Genomic DNA, 21,266 nt, shown 5'->3' with positions numbered 1-21,266 from the left:
CTTACTTGAGTTCCTTGAAGGTCTCTGCGGTTTTACGCAGTTCGCCCAGCCAGACTTCGTCGTTCACCACCTGCGGCCGCATGAGAATCACCAGCTCGCTTTTGTTCAGTGATTTGCGCTGCTGCTTGAACAGGTTGCCGATGATCGGCAGTTTGCTGGCCCATGGAATATTGGCATCGGTGTCGTTGCTGTTGTTTTGAAGCAAGCCACCGATCACCACCACCTGGCCACTGCGGGCGCGCACGATGGAGTCGGACTGACGGGTTTCAGACAGGGCCAGCGGCAGGTTCAACACCGTGTTCGTGCCCAGAGTAATGATCTTGTTCTGATCGGTAACGCGGCTAACCGTGGGACGTACATGCAGGGTCACGGTGTCGTTCTGATCGATCTGCGGTGTGACGTCCAGCGAGATACCGGAAAAGAACGGGGTCAGGGTCACGTTCTGGGTCGGCTGGGTGACCCCGGCGACCGTCGTGGTACCCGATTGAGATGACACGTCAGTGACAAAAAACTCGTCGGTGCCGACCTTGATCACGGCTTTCTGGTTATTGAGCGTGGAAATTCGCGGGCTTGAAAGTACGCGCACCTCGCCCTGGGTTTCCAGCAACTGGATCAACCCGTTGAAATTACCCGCGCTGATCGTACTGCTGAATACGCCGCCAATACCGGTGGGGCCGGTCAGCGCTGCGCCCGCCAGACTCGTGCCTATATCGCCACCCAGCTGGTCCCAGCTAATCCCGGCCTGAAAGCCTTTGGACAGGGTCACTTCGAGAATCTTGGTTTCCAGGATCACTTGGCGCTGGAGGTTACGTTGTGCCTTTTCCAGAAAGCGCGCGACGTTTTCCTGGTCGGCACTTTTGGCGCGGACCACCAGCAGGCTGGCCTGTGGGTTAACCACAACACTGTTACCTGGCTCGTCACCCACCATTACTTTCACGACATCGCCGACTTCCTTCCAGAAGTCGGCGTCACTGACGGTGGTCACCTGGCTGGCATTGAGGGTGGACGCCTGCCCATTGCTGCCATTGCTGCCGCCATTACTCCCGTTGCCATTGCCGCCGTAGCTACCGTTTCCACCACTGTTACTGCCGTTACTACCGTTATTCCCCTGGTTATTATTGTTACTGGTCATCTGGCCTGCGCTGACGCGGGTGTCGGACTTACCGAAGCGCTGCAAATTCAGATAATTGAGGTCATAACTGCGAGTGATCACACTGTTTGGCAGGATTTGATAGCCATAGGTGGTGCGGCGAAAATCATAGCCATAGGTGTCTCGTACTGCGCTAAGCACTTCTTCGAGCGTGACCCGGTGCAGGCTGAAGGTGATATTGCCGGTGACGTCCGGATGCACCACCAGGTTCTGCCCGGCACCCTGCATCAGGCTCAGGAAGAAGTCGCGAGCGGGCATGTCCTTGGCCGATACGTCGAAACGCGGATCGTTCGAAGAGGGACCTTGCGGGGAGTAAGCAGGTATCAGTGCGGCTTGCACCGAAGGGGGAGGCGTTACCTGCTTTTGCGCTTGTTGCAGGCTTTCGTTGAGCAGCCGGTTGCTCTGGTCATAGAGCACCTGGTCGCCACTGTTGAACGTCTGGCAGGCGTTTAACAGGCACACCAGGCCAAGGAGGCCTGGGCCCGACAAGAACTTCATCATGGGCATCATCGGCTCGGTTGTATAACGGATTTAGCCAGGCGAAGAAGTTCGCGCTTGCCCTTGCGTTCAATCAAAACAGTCTGGGGATAGATAGCCAGTACGCGGCCATCGGCGTATTCGTCACCGACGCGCAGTGTTTGGCCATTGATGACCGCGCGGCTGCCTTGGGCGCTCAGGAGGATGGCCTGCAACACTGGAGTTTGGGTCTTTTCATCCGTGCGGGCTGGCGCGAGGCTGGCCGGTGGCTGAGTCGGATCAAGGGGGATTTCGATGCTGGCCTGGGCCATCGCGCCATACAGCAGCACGCTCGCTAGAAGAAATTTAAACACCGATCCACCCCGCATAGCGGCTCAAGGTATACAGCTGCAGGCTGATCTGTGCGTGCGCTGCCCCGGCCTCACCGACCCGATAGTCGAGGCTGTCCCAGTTCAGTTTCCACTGGGTGCCCTGGATCGCTTGCAGGTAGCGCAACAGGTCGAAGTACCCTCCCTGTAACTTCAGGTTCACCCCATGCCGATACAGGACAACGGCGCTGGCCGGACCCTTGGCCTTCGTTGCCGGGGCTGGGTCGGTCGAGGGGACTTCGACGGGTGTACTGAAACTCTCCAGGCTCAGTAGTTGCAGACCCGGCTGGGCTTTCAACAGGTCTTCAAGTACCGCGCGCATTTTGCCCGGGGTGATCAGCTCGCCCGTGTTGTGGTCGATCTGCTCCAGCAACTGCGCGCTGTCCGTCGAAGCCAGGAGCAGGGCGCGGTTGTAGGGGATATTGGGGTCGGCTTCAAGGGCCGCACGCAGCTTGGCCAGAGCGGTCGCGGCTTCAACCCGATGCGCTTCGGCAGTCTGATAGTCAGCCGTCTGCTTGACCAGGCGAGCGCCGAGCGGGTTACCGAGTAGCACCAGATACAGCGTGCCGCACAGCGCCAGACCGACCCCGCAGGCCAGCCATTGCTCTCGCGGGGCCAGGGTCTGCCAGCGCTGCAACCATTTGCTCGTGTTCATGGGCTGTCCTTTGGATCGGTAGCCCGTGAGGACAGGTCGAAATGCAGCAGTTGATCGTCGCCACGCTGCACATCGAAGCGTGCAAATTCACGCCCCTTGAATACCGCGCTCTGGCCCAGGCGCTCCAGGTACTGCGGCAGCATTTGTTGGTGCTGGCTGAAACCCTGCAAGCGCATTTGGGTCCCGCCTTCGCGCAGGGAAATAGCGTTCAGCCACAGGCCGCTGGGTGGGTGCTGTTCAGCCAGGGCCGCTAACGGCGCAACAAAACCGATGCGCTGCTGGCGCGCCACGACGTCCAGATAGCTGACCAGGCGCTGCAGTGCTTTGTTTTGCGCGTCTATGTCGGCCAAACGCAATGGCAGTTGGGGATCGAGTGTCGGTTGGACGAAAGAGGCTTTGGCAGCATCAAGGTCGCGCAGTTGTTGTTGCTCCAGGTTTTGCGCCTGAGTTAGCCGCTCAGCGCCCACATACAGATGCCAGCCCTGCCAAGCGCCATGACACAGACAGAGCAGCACCAGCACGGCAAGGCCAGCCAGTAGTTGGGGTTTTTGCGGTCCGTGGCGTGCGTTTTTTTCTACCTGATAAAGGTTGAGGTTCTGCATCAGGAAGCCGTCTGGCGCAGAGCTGCGCCGACGGCTGCCATGCAGAGAGCCTGCATCTGTTCGTCCAGTTCGGCCGCGGGTTGCCCGCTGAACAGTTCGCGCAGGTCGAGGGCCTGCAGTTTGACGGTCAGTCCGTTACCCAGCGCTTGCAGTGCGGCTTCGCCATCGCGCTTCATGGGCAGTAACAGCAGGCGATTAATGTGCCCCTTGCCTAACTGGCTCTCGAAATAGTCAAGGGAACGCTGGATCTCCAGGGTGGCTGAAGAAAAATCCTGGCCAGCCTGCTCCAGTCCATGCTCAATGACGCGCGCCATGTACAGATCCGCGCCATGCTGCACGCAGATCAAGCCCTCGCTGGAACGCAAGCGCAGCAGTGCGATGTTCAGATTGTCGGCACCGGCCAACAGGCCAAGATTGCGAAATGCCATTTCGGTAACGTCGATGCTGACCAGATTTAGACCGGCCTGCTTGATCAGTTTGGCCCACTCCTGCATGCGCGCTTTATTGAGTACGGCGCAGTAGGCCATGCGCGAGCGGCCACGGTAGGCATCTTCGGGCAGGGCAAACGCGTCAACGACGACGTCTTCAAGGGGTTCACTGATAAGGTCCTTGATGCGCCAGCGCATGGCGGCGCCCAAGTCTTCAGCGGGGACATCGGGGCTGTCGAGAAGCAGCATCTGGTAGGCAGCAGGGTGCAGCACAAGGTTGACCGGCAAGCCGCCAAGCCCTGATTCGTCGACCATATTTTTCAATACGGCGGGTTGCTGTTCTGGCGCGGCTACGCGGAAGCTACAGTTGAGCAGGCGTGGAGCTTCGCCTTGGCTTCTCTGTATATGGGCTAGAGCTATTCCATTTGGACCTGTCTCTACACCCACCAAACCGCGCGCTGTGGTTTTACTTCTTGGAAACCACATTAACTTCTGATCTCTTTACCTGGCGAGGTGCGCCAGTACCACTCGATACACAAAAAAACTAGCCGGAAAGATGTTACGTACAGGGAGCATGATGTCAAAAAGATAGCATGTATTGTAGGACGATCATAATACTTAGATGGGCGGTCCTAAAACTGCGGTTTCGGGCAGCATTACCGGCGATCAGTTCCTTGCTGGTTGGCATAAAAAATGGCATTTACGTGGCAGAAAGCGATCATCTAAGCGCAGGGTCTTCAGGGTTGATGTGCGTCCATGCCTCTATCAACCTTCGCGCCTTTGGCTCATGACCGTTTTTCAGGTCGTACTGGATCAGCAACAGCCGGGCATTGCGGTTGGCTGGCTGGTGTTCGAGCATCTGCTCCAGTTGTGAGCACGCCTCATCGACCTGGCCGTTTTCATACAAGGCCACTGCCAGTACGTAGCCATACTGAGCGTTTTGCGTTTCGAGCCGGGCAGCCCTGCGTAACGCGGGGATGGCCTGTACCCGTTGTCCCGCGCGAATCATTGCCAGGCCTTGGGCCTGGTGCAGCAAGGCGACGTCGGGATGTTCGCGCAGGCTGTCGTCCAGCAACTGTCGAGCCTCTTTGCCGCGAGCATTTGATTCCAGCCACTCCACCAGTGTGACCAGTGCCGGAAAGAAATCCGGGTCACGTTGCAAGGCGGCACGCAGTCGGGGTTCTACATCTGCATTGCGGCCACTGGCCTGGTAGAGCATCGCCAGGTTGAGGTTGGCTTCGGCGCGCTCCATAAGGCTCGACTGCACAGCCTCGTACTCGCCGATGGCTGTGTTCCAGCTGGGCTGAGAGGCCCCCAATCCGCCATTCGCAGCGCCTGGCAGCGCACGGGCGGCGGCGATTCGTACGGCGCGGACCGGGTCATCGAGCCGCGGTGACAGCAACAGCACACGTTGCGCCTCGGGCATCAGGGCACTGACCGCGCGAATGGCACTTTCGCGCACATGCGGTGCCGGATTGTTCAGATCCTTGGTGACCAGCCTCAGCGCTTGTGCGCTGGGGTAGGCGGGCAGTTCGGCGAGTAGTGTTGCGCGCTGGATGGCGGGCAGGTTGCTACGTTGCAGCTGTTCGTACAACGCCTGTGCTGCACCGGTTTGGCCGCCGCGAATCAGCGAGAGGCTTTCGTCGTAGCGCGGTGCTTGTTCAGGTGGGTCGCCGATCCAGAGCTTGAATTGCTCAATAATTTTGTTGCCCGCCACACTCTGGTGGCAGCTCAAACAGGCATCCGGCGTGCCGAGTGTCTGCGCGCGCAGGGGGTTGGGGATACTGAAACTGTGGTCATGGCGAAAGTCATTGCCCATGTACAGCTTGCCGGGCATGTGGCAATCGACACATTGCGAGCCAGGCTTTCCGACCTGATGCCGATGGTGTTCGGGAGAGTCGTAGTTCTTCGCTTGCAGGCCCTTGCCATTGACACGCTCGACGGAGGTTGTGCCTGCGGTGTTGTGGCATTGCCCGCACACACCGTTGCCCGGGTCCTTGAGTGCGGTGCTATGAGGGTTGTGGCAGTTGCTGCAGCGCACCCCCTTGTCGAACATTTTGCTTTGCAGGAAGGAGCCGTATTCGAACACCTCATCCTTGATCTTGCCGTCCACCGCATAGAGTTCAGGCGTCAGCACGCTGGGCAGATAATCATCCATCAACCGCTTGCCGACCTGATAACCGTCGTCCAGCGGTGCGCGACGAGCGTGGCACCGGGCGCAGGTCTCGATCTCGGTGGTGGCGTCTTTATCTTTGAGATCGACGGCAAAGCCGGCATGCGTCAGGCCATTGGGCTTTGTCGCCCACGCTAAATGATTGGAGGCCGGGCCATGGCACGCCTGGCAGCCGACTCCCAGACTGTTCCACTGGCTGGCAAAGCTATTGCTCACGGTGTCGAAATTGCGCTTGAAACCCGTGGTATGGCATTCGACACACATGAAGTTGGCGTTCTGGCTCGGCTTGCTCCAGTGCAAGGGATTCTTGAAGTTCACACCTTGGCCTGGATAGAGATGAAACCAGCGATGTTTCTCGGTATCCCAGGCCACCCCCAGCGCTTGCAACCGCCCTCCGGGTGTCTCTATCAGATACTGCTGCAAGGGGGCGACGCCGAAGGTGTAAGCGACTTTGAAATCAGCGGGTTTACCGTCTGCGCCAGGAGTGTTGACCCAGAAACCGTCATTTTTATGAGAGAAACGGGTGGTCTCTCCCTCGTTTTTGAACGTGATGTCACTGAAATTGGCGAGGACCGTTTCAGCGTTAGCCGATTGCATGGCCAACTGGTGATGAGAGCCTTGCCAATCGCTTACCTGCGCGCCGTGGCAACCCTGGCATTGCTGCTCGTCGACCATTTTTGCTGCTGGCGTGGGAGTTGTTTTCAGCGGTTGTGGTGCTGATGTGACGGCGGGTGAATAGATCAAAGGCGCGGGCTTACTGTTTTGGAAGAACAGCCAACTACTGAAGACTGCCAAGGGTAACAGGATCGCTAAAACGATACGCAGAGAGGGCGTCATGAAAGGGTGTCGGGGACTCGATGTGGAGTGCGCTGATTTATTTTTATGTTTCGGCATTCCGTCGTCCTGATAGAACATTATCCAATACGGTTGCAGCTTTGACGCAGGGCCGAGGCCTGTCAACTATTCATTCTGTGTGTTCTCATAATAGTTACACTAGTGTGTTTGGCGGTTTTCGATATTCATTCCTGTTTATATACGGGCGCGGGTGTGGGGGTTCGTGTTCATAGTGAAACTGAATAATTATTATGTCTAAACGTTATGAGTCGCTGTGGGGATCGACGAAAGAGTGTCGGTAACGAACCTGCGCAATAGAGGGTTTGCGGGCATATTGCAGGCCTGGAAGTTGGCAGCCGTTCCAGGGCGAGCGATAAAAAAGAAAGTGGCTATCTGAGTATTCTCGCCTAGGATTAAATTCAGCTACTGTGTGTATCCCGAATTTTCACGTTGTAGGCTAGTCCTGAGACTTTCATAAGAGTACTGAGGAACTGACCGTGACAAAAACTATCGATTTTTTGGCGCTGACAGTAACAACTCTTTTGCTTACTGCCATGCCCCTGCACGTGAAGGCAGCGTCCGATAAACCCAACATTGTTGTCATCATGGCCGATGACGTCGGCTGGTTTAATATTGGCGCCTATCATCAAGGCATGATGGCGGGTAAAACACCGAACCTCGACAGTCTGGCAGCCCAAGGCATGCGGTTTACCGATTATTACGCCGAGGCGAGTTGCACCGCTGGCCGGGCCAACTTCATCACCGGTGAGTTGCCCATCCGCACGGGCATGACCACCGTAGGCCAGGCCGGTTCACCGATTGGTATTCCCGCTCAGGCATTGACCCTTGCGACAACGCTTAAGTCGATGGGCTATTCCACGGGGCAGTTTGGCAAAAACCATTTGGGTGACTTGAACGAGTTCCTGCCAACGGTTCACGGCTTTGACGAGTTCTTTGGCTACCTCTATCACCTTGACGCGATGGAAGATCCGGCCCACCCAAACTATCCACAGGCGCTTAAAGATACGGTCGGCCCGCGCAACATGGTGCACAGCTGGGCAACCGACACTGATGACCCTACGGTGATGCCGCGTTGGGGCAAAGTGGGCAAGCAGAAAGTCGAAGATGCCGGCACGCTCTATCCGGAGAGAATGAGAACGGTCGACGAGGAGATTCGCGACGTTGCCTTGAGCTTCATTGATAAGGCCAAGAAGGATGACAAGCCGTTCTTCCTCTGGCTCAACCCTACACGTATGCACGTCACCACTCACCTGTCGCCCAAATATGAAGGGATGCGTAACGCGGACAACGACTGGACTATCCAGGAAGCCGGGATGGCCCAGCTGGATGACATCGTTGGCGATGTCCTGAAGAAGCTCAAGGACATGGGCCTCGACGATAACACCATCGTTGTATTCACCACCGATAACGGTGCCGAGAACTTTACGTGGCCGGACGGTGGTCAGACGCCATTCGCTGGCGGGAAGGGGACGGCCCTGGAAGGTGGCTTCCGTGTCCCGGCCATTCTGCGTTGGCCAGGGAAAGTTCCGGCCGGCAAGGTCGAGAACGGCATCATGTCAGGGATGGACTGGTTCCCGACGTTTGTCGCTGCGGCGGGTAATCCGAACATCGTCGAAGAGTTACTGAAGGGTAAACAAGTCGGCAGTCAAAGCTACAAGGTGCACCTTGATGGCTACAATCAGACCGACATGATCATGGGCAAGGGACCGTCGACGCGCCACGAAGTCTTCTATTTCACCGAAGGTACGCTCTCCGCCGTGCGTATCGACGATTTCAAATACCGCTTCACTGATCAACCCGATGGCTGGATCGGCAGTACCGTGAAGTTGGACATGCCGGTTCTCACCAACCTGCGCCTTGATCCCTTCGAGCGCACGGGCTTTACCAAAGGCGCTCAAGGCTCATACCAGTACATGAACTGGTTCCTCTACGAATTTTGGCGCTTTCAGTTCGTGCAAAAAGAAGTCGCCAAGGTGGCGGCGACTGCGATTGAGTTTCCTCCAATGCAAAAGGGTGCCAGCTTTAACCTGGATGCAGTGAAGGAACAAATCCAGCACGCGATGTTGAGCCAGTCAGGTAAGTAACTAACTCAGGTATCGATCGGGTAGGCGGTGTGTGCGCCTACTTGATCCTGGAGTTCTTATGCCGTCAAAAACAGGTACGCTGCCGGTCTCCGCGTTTACTCTGCTGACGCTCTGTTACAGCCAACAGGCGCTGGCAGGAGGCATCATGCTTTATGAGATCGGTAGCGATAATACCGGTCTGGTCAATGCGGGTGCCGCGGCGCGTGCGCAAGGGCCGTCGACCATTGCGAGTAACCCGGCAGGCCTCAGTTATCTAGAGGGCACCCAGATCGCGGCCGGTGCGCAACTTATTTACGGCAATGTGAAGTTTGATGCTGACGGGGACACTAACGTGGCTGGCAGTGGCAGCGGCGATGTTATTGAACCGACACCGGGTGCCAGCTTCTTTATAAGCCATAAACTGGATGAGCACTGGAGTGTCGGCTTTGGCACGTATGGCGACTTCGGTCTGGCGCTCAGTTATAAGAATGACTGGTACGGTCGCTACTTCAGTCAATATGGAAGTATTGGTGGTGTGTCATTTGTACCCAGTGTGGCCTATCGTTTCAATGACGAGTGGTCAGTGGGCGTTGGCATAAAGGCCATGTACGGCATGTTGCAAGCTCAGGCGGCGATCAATCGGTCTCCTTTTGGATTAACGGATCGTGCTGACGGGCAGTACAAATATGAGGACAGTACATGGGGGTACGGCGCTAACCTGGGGGTTATTTATGCACCCAAGCCGGGCACCCGGATTGGTTTGGCTTATACCAGTAAGATTGATCTTGATTTCAAGGACCGTATAGACGTTCAAGGGAATGGCCTGTTACTGGACCGCGTGAATGGTACGGACACCACGCTCGGTGTGCAGGTCCCACAAACAGTCACGCTCAGCCTCTATCAACAACTCGACGCGCAATGGGCCGTGCTGGCGACCGTCAACTGGCAGGACTGGTCACAGTTCGGCGAGATCTATATCGATGTCGATACGTCCAGTGCGGGTGGGCAGTCAACCACCGTTAATGCGCCTTATAAGGACACCTATCAATTAGCGCTGGGCACACAGTACCGAGCCACACCGAAACTGCTTTGGAGCGGCGGTGTCGCCTACGATACCTCGGCGGTATCGAACAGTGATCGAACCTTGAATGTCCCTATGAGTGCTCAATGGCATGTGGGGGCCGGGGTCACTTATGCAGTGGATCATGATACCGACCTTAACCTCGGCTGGGATTTTGTGTGGATGGGCGATATGCCTGTCGACCAGAGCAAACGTTTGTCAGGTGATCGCGTTTCCGGCCAGTTCAGTAGCGCCTGGATTCAGTCTGTTACCGGCAATATGACGTGGCGTTTCTAACGCCTGACAACAATAAATACCCTATTAATCCCATGAGTACAAAGCACATGAAAGCATCACGTAAATTGCTTGTCGGCATTGCGCTGAGCAGCTTGTTGCTGGGTGGTTGTGTCTCGAAAGTGACTGAAAAGGAACAGTTCTCAGGCTTTTTGCCGAATTACGATGGACTCCAGGAAACGACGTCGTCGAGCGGGAAGGAAGTGCTGCGCTGGGTGGCTCCCGACTTTAAACCCGGGGCGTACTCTACGGTGGTGTTCAACGAACTTGAGTTGTACCCCGCACCCAAGCCGACGGATCGGGTTGACATGAAAACGCTGAGGCAAATACAGGCGTATGCCAGCAGCAGTGCCAAGGGCGTTCTTTCACAAAGGTACCGGGTGGTGAACAGCCTGCAGGCTGTACCACCCGGTTCGCGCACCTTGATCATGCACGCGGCAATTACCGGTGTAACGGCTTCTAACGAAGGTATGCAATGGTACGAAGTGGTTCCGGTCGCGGCGGTTGTGGGGGCTGCCAGCGCTGCTTCCGGCCATCGCGATCAGAACAGTGAACTTTACATTGAGGCGAGTTTTGTCGACGCCGCCACGGGTTCGCCAGTGGTGAAAGTCGTGCGTAAAGTTTTCGGTAAAACCCTGAAAAATGAAAGCCAGGCGATTACCGTGGATGACTTCAAGGCCGCGATCGACGGGCTGGCCGGTGATATGAGAGCGTTCATCAAGTAGCGATAGGGTCACTTCGCAGTCACTCCGGAGCAACAAGGCCGCTTAAAACGGCCTTGTTCAACGGTGTCTACATTCTGCTGAGCAACACTTTCTTTACCCTGCGCTCCTCAACATCGACCACCGTCATGTTCCATCCTTCCCAACTGAGCTGGTCTCCGGTGTGTGGCAGTCGATCCAGCAGGCTGACAACCAGCCCGGCCATGGTCTGATAGTCCTCGGTCGCCCTGGCCTGAAAGCCGATACGCTCACGAATCTGGCTGAGGTTGAGCGCCCCATTGACCATGAACCCGTCTCCTTCAGCGACGATATTCGGGCCTTCGACCTCACTGGCATCGGGTAACTCACCGGCGATGGATTCGAGAATATCCGTCATGGTGATGATGCCGATGAAGTCACCGAACTCGTTCACGACGAAGGCGATATGCGTCGATTCCTTACGCATCTGCTCCAGCGCGTTAAGGATGGTGAAGCTTTCCAGCAGGTTGACCGCTTTACGCACCATGCTCTCAAGGTTTGGCTGATTGCCGGTCAGTAACTCTTTATAGAGTTCTTTTTTATGCACGAAACCCAACGGCTCATCAATGCGTCCATCGCGGATCAACGGCAGTCTGGAGTATGAGGAATGCATCAGTCTGGTGTGGATTTCTGCCTGCGTAGCTGCCAGGTCAACGTGGTCGACTTCGGCGCGCGGTGTCATCACCGAACGAATCGGGCGCTCCGCGAGTTGTAGAACCTCACTGATCATAATCCGTTCGCGTCGGCCGAACACCGCATCGGTCTGGCCTTCGTCCGACAGGTCAGCGATCTCTTCACCGACTTCATCGGCTTCCAGTTTGCGTCCGCCCAGCAGGCGCATAACGGCATGCGCCGTACGTTCGCGCATGGGGCGGCTCCCGTGCAGGGATTTTTTACGCCGTGAGCGGGCAATCTGGTTGAACAACTCGATCAGGATCGAGAAGCCAATCGCGGCATAGAGATAACCTTTGGGGATATGGAAGCCCAAGCCTTCAGCCGTAAGACTGAAGCCGATCATCATCAGGAAGCCCAGACACAACATGATCACCGTCGGGTGCGCATTGACAAAGTTCGTCAGCGGTTTACTGGCAATGATCATCAGGCCAATGGATATGACCACAGCAATCATCATGACGGCCAGGTGTTCAACCATGCCGACGGCCGTGATGACCGCATCCAGCGAGAACACGGCATCCAGCACCACAATTTGCGCAACGATGGGCCAGAACTGCGCGTAGGTCGCTTTACCCACCCGCTCTGCGACATGGCCCTCTAATCGCTCATGCAACTCCATGGTTGCCTTGAACAACAAGAACACCCCCCCGAACAGCATGATGAGGTCTCGCCCGGAGAACGTCTTGGCGAACACCTCGAACAACGGCTCCGTCAGGGTGACCATCCAGGAGATGCTGGCCAACAAGCCCAATCGCATCACCAGCGCGAGCGACAGGCCAATGACCCGCGCGCGATCTCTCTGCTCGGGCGGTAGCTTGTCAGCCAGGATGGCGATAAAGACCAGGTTGTCGATGCCAAGCACCAGCTCAAGCACGATCAGGGTGAGCAGGCCAAGCCATGCCGTAGGATCAGCTATCCATTCCATAGGGAATTATTCAATCTCTCGAGAAAGTGCGAAGGGGGTGTCGCGGGGAAACAAGGTGGTATGGGGTAACGCAGGGGGGAGGGGCGAATACACACTTAGGTGAGGACGTGCTTGATCACAGAGACTGGGAGGCTCCAGGAGGGTGTTCATAGTGGCCTGATAGTAGTACGGCCGGTGATCCTATACGGTCCACGGAAACTTCACGCAGTCAGAACTATTACAAAAGTTGACAGCAATGGGCCTGACTTCCGGGATATCCCAACTAGGCTGCCCACTTCAAGGTCACCCCAATCAACACCAGATACCGAGTCCCTTTGGCCAGCGTCACAATCATCAGAAACCTCCAGAGCGGTTCACGCATGACACCGGCAACCAGCGTCAGCGGATCACCGATCACCGGAACCCAGCTGAGCAACAGCGTCCAGTGCCCGTAGCGCAGATAGGATCGCTGAGCGTTTTCCAGCGTGTTCTGGCTCACTGGGAACCAGCGTTTGTTGCGAAACCGCTCAACGGAACGCCCCAGGTACCAGTTCACTGCCGAGCCCAGCACGTTGCCCAGCGTTGCGACGGCGAACAACAGCTCCGTGCTGTATCGCTCCAGGATCAACATCCCGACCAGTACGGCCTCAGATTGCAACGGCAGAAGCGTGGCCGCTCCAAACGCCGCCATGAACAGCCCAAAATAGCTGGTTAGTTCAAACACTGAAGGCTCTCGAGCGCCGTGCCGAAATCGACCCGGCGCTGCCAGTGGTTAGTCGTCGAGAACGAGTTCTGGGTGGTGTTTTTCAGGATCATTTGGCGTCTTACCGTCACTTTTCTGGTTTTACCTGTTCGGTGAATAAGCGATCAGGCCTTGACCCAGCGCTGGCGGCTCCAGCCGCTCAGGGCGTCTACGGCGAATACCAGCAACAGCATGGCCAGGATCACCGTGCTGGCTTGGGCTTCCTGGAACAGGCTGAGGCTGACATAGAGCATCTGCCCCAAACCGCCAGCGCCGACGAAGCCGAGCACGCTGGCCATGCGGATATTGTTTTCCCAGCGGTATAGGCAGTAGGCCAGCAGTTGTGGCAACAGGTTGGGCAGGGTGCCGTAACAGAAGGCCCACACCGGATTACCGCCCTGCAGGCGGATAGCCTCGGCGGGTTCTGGCGGGGTGTTTTCCAGAGCTTCGGCGAACAGCCTGCCGAGCACGCCGGTGGTGTGCAGGGCCAGGGCCAGGGTGCCGGCGTTCGGGCCGAGGCCGGCGGCCAGGACCATCAGCGTCGCCCACACCATTTCCGGGATCGCGCGCAGGGCATTGAGCACAAGGCGCGACGCGCTCTGCAGCGGCCAACCAAAGCGGCCGGCGGCGGGCAGTGCCAACAGCAGGCCGAACACGGCGGCGAGCAGGGTGCCGAGGGCGGACATGGCCAGGGTTTCCAGGGCGCCATAACCGATGGCTTGCAGATGGCCAGTGCTCAGGTCCGGGCTGAGAAAACGCTGCACATAGGCGCCCATCTGGCTCAGGCTGCGGGCGCTGCCCAGCTCGCCGAAGTCGATGCCCAGATAGGCGAACGAGGCGATGATTGCTGCGCCGATACCGAGGACCAGCAGCAGGTTGAACAGGCGATTCATGCCAGCCTCCAGCGCAGCAGGCGGCTGAGTTGGTCGGCGAGCATGACCAGGACGAAGAAGGTCAGCAGCATGCTGGCCACTTCACCCCCGGCGAACATGCGCATCGACAGGTCGATCTGCTGGCCCAGGCCGCCGGCGCCGACGAAACCCATCACCACCGAGGCGCGGATCGCGCATTCCCAACGGTACACCGTGTACGACAGCAGCTCTGCAGCGACATTGGGCAGGATGCCGTAGCAGAAGGCTGCCAGCCGACCACTGCCGGCCTGCATCAGGGCGTGTGCCGGGCGCTGGTCGACCGACTCGAAAATCTCCGCGTAGACCTTGCCGAGCATGCCGCTGTAGGTGATGGCAATGGCCAGCACCCCGGCAGCCGGGCCGAGGCCGACGGCGCGGACGAACAGCAGGGCCCAGACGATTTCCGGCACGCTACGCAGGAAGATCAACAGTCCGCGTACTGGCCAGCGCAGCAGTTGTGCCCAGACGCTAGGGTGCCCGCCACGAGAGGCGGCGGACAGTGACAGCGCGCGACTGGCCAGCAGGCTGGCGGGTACTGCCAGTAACAGGGCCAGGGCCATGCCGGCCGTGGCGATGGCCAGGGTTTGCAGGGTGGCTTGCAACAGCAGCTGGATGAACTCCTCGCCATGGGCGGGCGGCCAGAACGCGGAGACGAAGCGACCCATCTCGCTCTGGCTGTCGGTCGCCAGCAGTACGCTCAGGTCGAGCTCGCTGAGTCGGATGCCCGGCCACAGCAGGGCGATGGCCAGCAGGCTGAGCAGCAGACGAGGCCCGGCGGCCGGGTCGCGGTTGTCGCGCGTCAGCATCGGGGAATCTGCACGCTCAAGGGAGTATCTGGAACCGGTGCAGGCTGCAGAGATTCGTTGGCATAGAGTGTGTCGAGCAGGTCGCGGCTGACTTCGCTGGCCGGACGGTCAAACAGGATCTGGCCGTTGCGCACGCCAATGATGCGCGGGAAGTGCGTCAGGGCCAGGTCCACGGCATGCAGACTGGCGACCAGGGTGACATCGTGCTCCTGCGCATGCTGGCAGAGGACCGCCAGGGTGTGCGCGGCCAACACCGGGTCCATGGCCGACACCGGCTCATCGGTCAGCAACACCTCGGGGGCCTGGTACAGCACTCGGGCAATGCCCACGCGCTGTAACTGACCGCCGGACAGTTGCTGGCACTGGGCGAACAGCTTGTCGCTGAGGTCCAGCCTGGCCAATGCCGCGCGCGCGCCCGGAATATCCAGAGGGTGCAGCAGGTTCAGCAAGCTCTTGCCCAGACCCCACTGGCCAAGCTTTCCGGCCAGTACCGCAGTGATTACGCGCTGGCGCGGTGGCAGTGGTGGCGACTGATGCACCAGACCGATGCGCGCGCGCAGGCGCTGACGCTGGTGCGCAGAAAGCTGCCAAGGCCGCTCACCGAGCACCTGCACTTCGCCGCTGCTGGGCCGCAGGGCGGTGGCCAGCAGATTGAGCAGGCTCGACTTGCCCGCGCCGGACGGGCCGATGATGGCGACCTGTTCGCGGGCACCGATGTGCAAGTCCACGCTACGCAGCGCGTGGACTCCATTGGCGTGGCTGAGGCTGGCCTGGATAAGGCGCAGGGTCATTTCAGCAGGTCGGCGGCGCGTGCGGCTTCCTCGATACCCTTGTAGTTCTCAGGTTTGGTTTCGATGAAGCGGCTGGCGGCCTGCAGGTCGAGGATCGCCTTTTGCTCCGGGTTCGCAGGGTCAAGGGCGAGGAACGCGGCCTTGATTTTGGCAGTCAGTACCGGGTCGAGGGTGCCGCGCACGGTCCAGTTGTAGTCGTAGTAGGTCGGGGTAGTGGCGAATACTCTGACCTTGCTGGTGTCGACCTTGCCGGCGGCGACCAGTTTGTCCCAGACGCTGGCGTTGAGTACCCCGGCGTCGACCTTGCCGGCCTGGACCCAGGCGACGGTGGCGTCATGGGCGCCGGAGTAGCCTACGCGGCTAAAGAAGGTTTCTGGCTTGATGCCGTCCTTGAGCATGAAGTAACGCGGCATAAGGCTGCCAGAGGTGGACGACACCGAGCCGAAGGCGAAGGTCTTGCCCTTGAGATCCGCGAGGGATTTGACCGCGGGGTCGGCGGTGATGAACTTGCTGGTGAACTGGGCATCCTGCTCGCGTTGTACCAACGGAATGGCGTTACCGGTTTTCAGGCGTGCCTGAACGAAGGTGAAGCCGCCCAGCCAGGCCAGGTCGATACGGTCGGTCGCCAGCGCCTCAACCACGGCCGGGTAGTCGGCAACCGGAATGAACTCGACCTTCATGCCCAACTGTTGTTCCAGATAGGCGCCCAGCGGCTTGAACTTGCGCAGCAGTTCGGTCGGGGCTTCATCAGGAATGGCGCTGACTTTCAGGGTGTCGGCGGCCTGTGCGAACAAGGTCGAAAGGGACAGGGCAAAGCCTGCGGCCAGCACCAGCGTACGCTTGAGCATGGAAGTTCTCCGGTTAAATAGCGGAAAAATGTCGAGGCGCCTGGCGCGAGCTGTTTGCTGCACGGCGCTTCGTGAGGGTAGACGAAACGGCGCGATTATATGGCCCCTTGTGTGAAAGACCAGCTATGCAAACCATAGGGAGATTCAAATCATGGTTTATTCACAAAACCGAATCGTGTTTCGTCCATGCTCTTTGGCCTGATACATCGCCGAGTCAGCCGAATCTATGACGTGTTCTTCACTCGCTTCGCGTCCCTTGAAGAGGGCGACACCGATGCTGGCCGTGCAGCGATGTTCAATGGTGAGGCTCAATAAATACGGCGCCGACAAACTGATGCGTATCTTTTCGGCAATGCGTCCTGCCTGAGCAGTGGCTTCGCGCTTGTCGCAGCTCAGGTCACACAGCAGCACGACGAACTCGTCACCGCCAAAGCGGGCAACGGTATCGGCTTCGCGCACACAGGCTTTCAGGCGGTTGGCGACCTCGATCAGCAGCAGGTCGCCGACGCTGTGGCCATGCGTGTCATTGAGGGGTTTGAAGTTATCCATATCGAGGAATAGCAACGCGCCGTAGCAGTTACTGCGGTTGCTGGACGACATCGCCTGGGAGAGGCGATCTTTCAGCAGGCGGCGATTGGGCAAGCGGGTCAGCGTGTCACGGAACGCCAACTGGTTGACCTGCTCTTCCAACAGCTTGCGCCGGGTGACCTCTCGCGTAATACCGTGGTAGCCAATAATCTCACCCTGTTCGTCAAGGTCCGGCTTCGACAGCACCTCCCCCCAGAGCACGCTGCCGTCTTTGCAGCGATGCTGTACCTCAAAGTTCACAAAGCCATCCGGCGCAGGTGGCCGTTCAGATCGCCGTCTTTCCTCTATCACTTGCTTGACGGTGGCCACACCCTCGTCGGTAAACAGTTCAAAGACGTGATGCCCGACCACCTCGTCGGCCTTGAAGCCACGCAGGCGTTCGTCGGCGGGGTTGATGTAGGTGATGAACAGGTCACGGTCTGTTTTCCAGTGGACATCGCGAGTGTCCTCGGTGAGCTGGCGATAGAGGGCTTCGCTTGTATGCAGTGCCTGGGTGCGTTCCTCGACCAGAGCCTCCAGAGTGCGGTTGCGCTCCTGCAGGCTCTTGAGGGGATACACCTCGCCATCCTCCGCCCGGTGATAGGGAATGGAGATACCGCTGTGAGCGATTTTCCACTCTTCACCTTCGAGGCGGAAAATCAGCACCAGGCGTGCCGCTTCCTTTGCAAGCATATCGCCGTCAACGGGCAAGTGAATGCGGAACAAGGCGGTGGCAACCACCACCTCGTCACCCAGATCCTGGAGTGAGAGATCGAGCATCTCAATGCGGATAGGCTCAGGCACTTGAGAGAAGTCCTGCCGAGTGATGTTCTGCCAGTCGGCGAGATCCTTGACCAGAAAATCACCGCTCCCCGTATAACCACTGAAATTGTTACTGAAGCGGGTCGTCAGGCGCTGATCCCGAGAGGCGTACATCTCGATGTACTCTTCAAACAGGGCACGAATCAGGCGCTGTCGATCTGGAGATGGGGTGCTGATGGTCATGGCTGGTGTGTACTCTGTTCTGCACCCATGGCGAAAAACCTGTTCGAGGCGCTTTTTGGGGGGAGCACTTTACACGTTGCCCTCAATCAATAAACCGCTTCTGTTTTTACCATTCGTTTAGTTGATAGTTACCATCGACGAATGCGAGTTTTGTTTTTCCAGCGAAGGAGGAAGATAGCGCCATTCCGAACATGCTTCTGAGGGAAATAATGCGATGAGAATCTCCACCTTGCTGGCTCTTGTCGCCGTATTGACCGGTGGTGCTGCCGCCACTGCGCCTTCTTACGCTGCCGACGCACCGTCCTGCCATTTGTTATCGGTGGCCGACAGTACCGCTGGCCTGCAGCATGCACAATCAGTCGGTGTGCTTTACAGCGAAAACACCCTCAACACCCTTGAGTACCTTGAGCATTACCATGCTGTAGCGCTGAACGGCGTGAAGAATAGTGCGATCGATTCTCGCATCAGCGGCGCGTTCGCCAACAGCTCCGATCCGAAACTTGCGATCAATTGGCTCATGGGTTCGCTGCAGAAAGAATTCTCCTCAGTGACCGTCTACGACAACCTTGATGCGCTGGTGCAAGCCCACCCTGACGTAGTGGTCATGCTGGACACCTACAACCGTCTGGTGACACAGCGCAATACCCAGGTCGAAGCGCGTTTCATCGCCAAATTTTACGATTCGAACCTGCAATACATTGGCAAGGCCGAAGGTTTGGGTGAAAAGCAAATGTCCGCTGTCTGGGTGCATGGCAAAGCCGCTCCAGAGATTGCCGCGCAAATCGACCAGCAACGTGAGCTGCAATTAAACGCCCTGAAACAGTTCGATGCGTCGCTGAAGGCGCTCGTGACTTCCGGCGGGATGGCTCAGGTCGCAAGCAACTGACGGTGTGGTCCCACGATCATCAGGGCGCGCCAAACAGCATCGTCCAATAAATACCCAAATCGCTACGCGAGTCCGTGGCATAAGCTGCACCCACTTGGGTAAACATCGGGTTCATCAGGTTGGCGCAATGCCCGGGACTGGCCAGCCACCCCTGCATCGCCTGGCTCGGAGAACCTTGCCCGGCAGCGATGTTCTCGCCGATCTGCCGACCACGGTAGCCGACGGCCCGCGCCCGGTCCGCTGGTGAGTCACCCTCCGGATCCTGGTGCGCGAAGTAATTGCCGTAGGCCATCGCCCGGCTATGCCCCTGCGCTGCCAACCCCAAGGCGTTGTTCCAGGTCAGTGGCCGCGCGGCGGCGAAGCGCCGATACCCACACATGCGCGGCTTCGCCCGTGCCGCATTGACCTGTGCCAGCAACGCTTTATCCGCGGTTCGCCGATCAGTCAGGTGAGCATCGACCAAGGGGCGCGCCAGTACCATCTGCCACCGACTGCCCGCGCGAGTGACGCCAATATCGGTCGCTTGGGTATCGAGCAGCGCATCGCAGTAGTCACTCTTGAGCATGGCAAAAGCCGCCTCGACATCGCGCGCGCCGGCCACCTGGATAGCCTGCACCGTCGCCGCCTGATAACCGGCGGCCTTCAACCCGTCCCGTAAACCGCCGTCATAACCAACAGGCAAGGCCAGGCTAGACTTCAGCGCCAACGGCGTCATGGCAGAGGCCGTGCGTCCCTCGCAGCGCTGGGGATGGGCGCGGTAGCCGTTGATGGCTTGCACCAGTTGCCGTTCCCCTTCGGCATAAGCGGGATGGGCGAGCAGGGGGAGCAAAGGGATGAGGCAGAGCGAAACAAAGCGGGAGGAGCGAACGGTTAGGCGCATGAGGCGAACAGCTCAGATGGAATGACGAGGGGCTGGGCAGCAAAGGGGCTGCGGTAGTGACCGGCAAAGCCCGAATAGGACTGCGGGCTTCAACACAAGTTTCACCGGCAGCGGATACACATTCAGAGTTGGAGCCGTGCGTTCGCTGCGGACGGTCAGTTTTATTCCTTTGCGTCTCAAGGCGTTGCACATCGATACTGGCAAAAGGGGCACGCAGCTGCGAGCCGCACGACACTGATTCAAGGATCAAACAATGCTGTTAAGTAAACGCGATCAGGCGCAGATCGAGCGTCGTCTGGTGGCGACCCTGACCGACGCCTGTGAGACGGCCAAAGCCGAAATGGTCGGGTTCTGCTGGCTGACCCATGAGGTTGATTACACCGTGTTCCCGTCCAGCCTGATGGTCGTCTGGGTCTTTGACACACAGGCCAACAAGGACCAGGCCCTTGCGAGTGGGCAGGGTGAGCGCATGGTCGAACTGACGGCGGTGGCGTTAAGCGAAGCGGATATCCACGTCAGTCCGGTGTCGGCCCACGTTCACGTCGATACTGAAGAGCAATGTCAGCGTGCCAATGCCGGAAACTGGCAGCAACGCTTGGCGCGCAAGCGCTCGACTCGGGGTTGAGTCGTGGCCAAGGACATCGAAAATCCCTGCATTTCCGTTTGCCAGCTAAGCGGTGATCTATGCGTGAGTTGTGGTCGCACCAAGGACGACATCAGAAAATGGAAACGCATGAAGCGACCCGAAAAAATGGCCGCCGTGCAACGAGCGGGCCTGCGCCTGAAGAGTTTGCAGAAAAAGGACGCTTGAAATGCGGGTCTCAGTGCGGCTTCGGGTCCTGATCGACGCACCCCTGGATAAAGCCTGATCCGCCTTAAAAAACGCATTCCCACAACTACACTGCGCGAACACCTCGGGAGCCGAACATGAGCAACGCGAAAGAATCGACTGAAATAAAATGGCTTCCAGATGTGGAAGAGCAGGACTACCCCGCGGCACAGTCCTACCTCCTTCTGCTATTCAGCGAAAACCGGGTGCAGAAAATCATTTCCGCCCTGCGTGCGGCTGACATCACCCAATTCAAGGCAAAGGACATCTTCCGTGCGTCAGAACTTTCCCTGCTTGGCATCAGCAACTCCCATGTAGATAAAGACCGCAGCAAAATCAAGAACGGAACGCCGCTGTCACCGTTGCTGCTGGTCAGGGGAGAGACAAACGACAAGCTGATCATCGCGGACGGCTATCATCGCCTCTGCGCCATCTACGGCGTTGCCGAAGATGCCTGGATCAAGTGCAAGATTGTTTAGGCCTGTTTACTGGGTTGATTAAGTGGCAGATACAGAAGTATGCGGTTATAGCCCTCGCGGCTATAAGCCTCTGAGTGT

21 protein-coding genes are annotated in these 21,266 nt (G+C 58.2%); 7 read left to right on the top strand and 14 right to left on the bottom strand.

The features are described 5' to 3' along the window. Window position 1 precedes the first annotated feature (1 nt). The 6 genes from AC1MEA_RS01960 to AC1MEA_RS01935 form a co-directional block, all read right to left on the bottom strand. Entirely contained in the window at window positions 2-1,651 is a 1,650-nt protein-coding gene (locus AC1MEA_RS01960) for a secretin N-terminal domain-containing protein (protein ID WP_480916484.1), read from the bottom strand. 5 nt (window positions 1,652-1,656) lie between these two features. Further along, a complete protein-coding gene (locus AC1MEA_RS01955) occupies window positions 1,657-1,980 on the bottom strand; it encodes a Type II secretory pathway component (RefSeq protein WP_480916482.1) in 324 nt (107 codons plus the stop codon). Then, window positions 1,973-2,650, bottom strand: a complete 678-nt coding sequence (locus AC1MEA_RS01950) for a type II secretion system protein GspM (RefSeq protein WP_449633001.1) — start codon at window positions 2,648-2,650, stop codon at window positions 1,973-1,975. Before AC1MEA_RS01950 ends, AC1MEA_RS01955 begins: the two co-directional genes overlap by 8 nt. Continuing rightward, entirely contained in the window at window positions 2,647-3,252 is a 606-nt protein-coding gene (locus AC1MEA_RS01945) for a PilN domain-containing protein (protein ID WP_480916480.1), read from the bottom strand. The genes AC1MEA_RS01950 and AC1MEA_RS01945 overlap by 4 nt, the downstream gene beginning before the upstream one ends. Next, window positions 3,252-3,995, bottom strand: coding sequence for a type IV pilus biogenesis protein PilM (gene pilM / locus AC1MEA_RS01940; protein WP_449632999.1), 744 nt, complete (start codon window positions 3,993-3,995; stop codon window positions 3,252-3,254). Before pilM ends, AC1MEA_RS01945 begins: the two co-directional genes overlap by 1 nt. 403 nt (window positions 3,996-4,398) lie before the next feature. Beyond that, a complete protein-coding gene (locus AC1MEA_RS01935; protein WP_480916478.1) occupies window positions 4,399-6,747 on the bottom strand; it encodes a tetratricopeptide repeat protein in 2,349 nt (782 codons plus the stop codon). A gap of 494 nt (window positions 6,748-7,241) precedes the next feature. Here AC1MEA_RS01935 and AC1MEA_RS01930 point away from each other — a divergent pair, with 494 nt between their 5' ends. The 3 genes from AC1MEA_RS01930 to AC1MEA_RS01920 are packed head-to-tail and all read left to right on the top strand — an operon-like array spanning window position 7,242 to window position 10,850. Next, on the top strand, window positions 7,242-8,792 hold the full coding sequence (locus tag AC1MEA_RS01930) for an arylsulfatase (RefSeq protein ID WP_219061304.1): 1,551 nt from the start codon (window positions 7,242-7,244) through the stop codon (window positions 8,790-8,792). A gap of 58 nt (window positions 8,793-8,850) precedes the next feature. Continuing rightward, a complete protein-coding gene (locus tag AC1MEA_RS01925; protein WP_219061012.1) occupies window positions 8,851-10,128 on the top strand; it encodes an OmpP1/FadL family transporter in 1,278 nt (425 codons plus the stop codon). Between the two features lie 47 nt (window positions 10,129-10,175). After that, window positions 10,176-10,850 carry a DUF3313 domain-containing protein gene (locus tag AC1MEA_RS01920; RefSeq protein WP_480918088.1) on the top strand — a complete coding sequence of 225 codons (675 nt, stop codon included), beginning with the start codon at window positions 10,176-10,178 and terminating at the stop codon, window positions 10,848-10,850. A 67-nt stretch (window positions 10,851-10,917) separates the two neighbouring features. Here the strand turns inward: AC1MEA_RS01920 and AC1MEA_RS01915 are convergent, their stop codons facing one another. From AC1MEA_RS01915 to AC1MEA_RS01885, 7 genes are all read right to left on the bottom strand, one after another. Further along, a complete protein-coding gene (locus tag AC1MEA_RS01915) occupies window positions 10,918-12,465 on the bottom strand; it encodes a TerC family protein (protein WP_480916476.1) in 1,548 nt (515 codons plus the stop codon). Between the two features lie 262 nt (window positions 12,466-12,727). Beyond that, the gene (locus tag AC1MEA_RS01910) at window positions 12,728-13,168 is read right to left on the bottom strand and encodes a YqaA family protein (RefSeq protein WP_449632995.1); all 441 of its coding nucleotides are present in this window, start codon (window positions 13,166-13,168) and stop codon (window positions 12,728-12,730) included. 143 nt (window positions 13,169-13,311) lie between these two features. Next, on the bottom strand, window positions 13,312-14,079 hold the full coding sequence (gene phnE, locus AC1MEA_RS01905; protein WP_480916474.1) for a phosphonate ABC transporter, permease protein PhnE: 768 nt from the start codon (window positions 14,077-14,079) through the stop codon (window positions 13,312-13,314). Then, the gene (locus AC1MEA_RS01900; protein ID WP_480916472.1) at window positions 14,076-14,903 is read right to left on the bottom strand and encodes a PhnE/PtxC family ABC transporter permease; all 828 of its coding nucleotides are present in this window, start codon (window positions 14,901-14,903) and stop codon (window positions 14,076-14,078) included. Before AC1MEA_RS01900 ends, phnE begins: the two co-directional genes overlap by 4 nt. Further along, entirely contained in the window at window positions 14,897-15,694 is a 798-nt protein-coding gene (locus AC1MEA_RS01895) for a phosphonate ABC transporter ATP-binding protein (protein ID WP_480916470.1), read from the bottom strand. Before AC1MEA_RS01895 ends, AC1MEA_RS01900 begins: the two co-directional genes overlap by 7 nt. Further along, window positions 15,691-16,542, bottom strand: coding sequence for a putative selenate ABC transporter substrate-binding protein (locus AC1MEA_RS01890; RefSeq protein ID WP_219061017.1), 852 nt, complete (start codon window positions 16,540-16,542; stop codon window positions 15,691-15,693). Before AC1MEA_RS01890 ends, AC1MEA_RS01895 begins: the two co-directional genes overlap by 4 nt. 156 nt (window positions 16,543-16,698) lie before the next feature. Beyond that, window positions 16,699-18,114: a diguanylate cyclase domain-containing protein gene (locus tag AC1MEA_RS01885; RefSeq protein ID WP_449632991.1), complete on the bottom strand. Its 1,416-nt coding sequence runs from the start codon at window positions 18,112-18,114 to the stop codon at window positions 16,699-16,701. Between the two features lie 214 nt (window positions 18,115-18,328). Here AC1MEA_RS01885 and AC1MEA_RS01880 point away from each other — a divergent pair, with 214 nt between their 5' ends. Next, window positions 18,329-19,000: an ATPase gene (locus tag AC1MEA_RS01880; RefSeq protein ID WP_449632990.1), complete on the top strand. Its 672-nt coding sequence runs from the start codon at window positions 18,329-18,331 to the stop codon at window positions 18,998-19,000. Window positions 19,001-19,019: 19 nt separating this feature from the next. On the opposite strand, the gene AC1MEA_RS01875 is transcribed toward AC1MEA_RS01880, so the two are convergent. After that, window positions 19,020-19,880: a CAP domain-containing protein gene (locus AC1MEA_RS01875; RefSeq protein ID WP_449632989.1), complete on the bottom strand. Its 861-nt coding sequence runs from the start codon at window positions 19,878-19,880 to the stop codon at window positions 19,020-19,022. 253 nt (window positions 19,881-20,133) lie between these two features. On the opposite strand from AC1MEA_RS01875, the gene AC1MEA_RS01870 reads away from it, so the two are divergent. The 3 genes from AC1MEA_RS01870 to AC1MEA_RS01860 all read left to right on the top strand — a co-directional run bounded on the left by AC1MEA_RS01870 (window position 20,134) and on the right by AC1MEA_RS01860 (window position 21,188). Next, complete coding sequence (locus AC1MEA_RS01870; protein ID WP_480916469.1) at window positions 20,134-20,505, top strand: hypothetical protein; 372 nt, start codon at window positions 20,134-20,136, stop codon at window positions 20,503-20,505. A gap of 3 nt (window positions 20,506-20,508) precedes the next feature. After that, window positions 20,509-20,691, top strand: coding sequence for a DUF1289 domain-containing protein (locus tag AC1MEA_RS01865; RefSeq protein WP_219061022.1), 183 nt, complete (start codon window positions 20,509-20,511; stop codon window positions 20,689-20,691). A 116-nt stretch (window positions 20,692-20,807) separates the two neighbouring features. Next, window positions 20,808-21,188 carry a hypothetical protein gene (locus AC1MEA_RS01860; RefSeq protein ID WP_480916468.1) on the top strand — a complete coding sequence of 127 codons (381 nt, stop codon included), beginning with the start codon at window positions 20,808-20,810 and terminating at the stop codon, window positions 21,186-21,188. Window positions 21,189-21,266: the final 78 nt, after the last annotated feature.

This window comes from Pseudomonas sp. ASL8, assembly GCF_056680355.1.
The sequence above is the reverse complement of the archived record's forward strand: the minus strand, read 5'-3'. Positions and strand labels throughout refer to the sequence as shown.

Excerpts from the sequence above, each read along its gene's own strand:
- AC1MEA_RS01960 (WP_480916484.1), bottom strand. The coding sequence starts at position 1,651 with ATGATGAAGTTCTTGTCGGGCCCAGGCCTCCTTGGCCTGGTGTGCCTG.
- AC1MEA_RS01950 (WP_449633001.1), bottom strand. The coding sequence starts at position 2,650 with ATGAACACGAGCAAATGGTTGCAGCGCTGGCAGACCCTGGCCCCGCGA.
- AC1MEA_RS01945 (WP_480916480.1), bottom strand. The coding sequence starts at position 3,252 with ATGCAGAACCTCAACCTTTATCAGGTAGAAAAAAACGCACGCCACGGA.
- pilM (WP_449632999.1), bottom strand. The coding sequence starts at position 3,995 with ATGGTCGACGAATCAGGGCTTGGCGGCTTGCCGGTCAACCTTGTGCTG.
- AC1MEA_RS01935 (WP_480916478.1), bottom strand. The coding sequence starts at position 6,747 with ATGCCGAAACATAAAAATAAATCAGCGCACTCCACATCGAGTCCCCGA.
- AC1MEA_RS01930 (WP_219061304.1), top strand. The coding sequence starts at position 7,242 with ATGCCCCTGCACGTGAAGGCAGCGTCCGATAAACCCAACATTGTTGTC.
- AC1MEA_RS01925 (WP_219061012.1), top strand. The coding sequence starts at position 8,851 with ATGCCGTCAAAAACAGGTACGCTGCCGGTCTCCGCGTTTACTCTGCTG.
- AC1MEA_RS01920 (WP_480918088.1), top strand. The coding sequence starts at position 10,176 with ATGAAAGCATCACGTAAATTGCTTGTCGGCATTGCGCTGAGCAGCTTG.
- AC1MEA_RS01915 (WP_480916476.1), bottom strand. The coding sequence starts at position 12,465 with ATGGAATGGATAGCTGATCCTACGGCATGGCTTGGCCTGCTCACCCTG.
- phnE (WP_480916474.1), bottom strand. The coding sequence starts at position 14,079 with ATGAATCGCCTGTTCAACCTGCTGCTGGTCCTCGGTATCGGCGCAGCA.
- AC1MEA_RS01900 (WP_480916472.1), bottom strand. The coding sequence starts at position 14,903 with ATGCTGACGCGCGACAACCGCGACCCGGCCGCCGGGCCTCGTCTGCTG.
- AC1MEA_RS01895 (WP_480916470.1), bottom strand. The coding sequence starts at position 15,694 with ATGACCCTGCGCCTTATCCAGGCCAGCCTCAGCCACGCCAATGGAGTC.
- AC1MEA_RS01890 (WP_219061017.1), bottom strand. The coding sequence starts at position 16,542 with ATGCTCAAGCGTACGCTGGTGCTGGCCGCAGGCTTTGCCCTGTCCCTT.
- AC1MEA_RS01885 (WP_449632991.1), bottom strand. The coding sequence starts at position 18,114 with ATGACCATCAGCACCCCATCTCCAGATCGACAGCGCCTGATTCGTGCC.
- AC1MEA_RS01880 (WP_449632990.1), top strand. The coding sequence starts at position 18,329 with ATGAGAATCTCCACCTTGCTGGCTCTTGTCGCCGTATTGACCGGTGGT.
- AC1MEA_RS01875 (WP_449632989.1), bottom strand. The coding sequence starts at position 19,880 with ATGCGCCTAACCGTTCGCTCCTCCCGCTTTGTTTCGCTCTGCCTCATC.
- AC1MEA_RS01870 (WP_480916469.1), top strand. The coding sequence starts at position 20,134 with ATGCTGTTAAGTAAACGCGATCAGGCGCAGATCGAGCGTCGTCTGGTG.
- AC1MEA_RS01860 (WP_480916468.1), top strand. The coding sequence starts at position 20,808 with ATGAGCAACGCGAAAGAATCGACTGAAATAAAATGGCTTCCAGATGTG.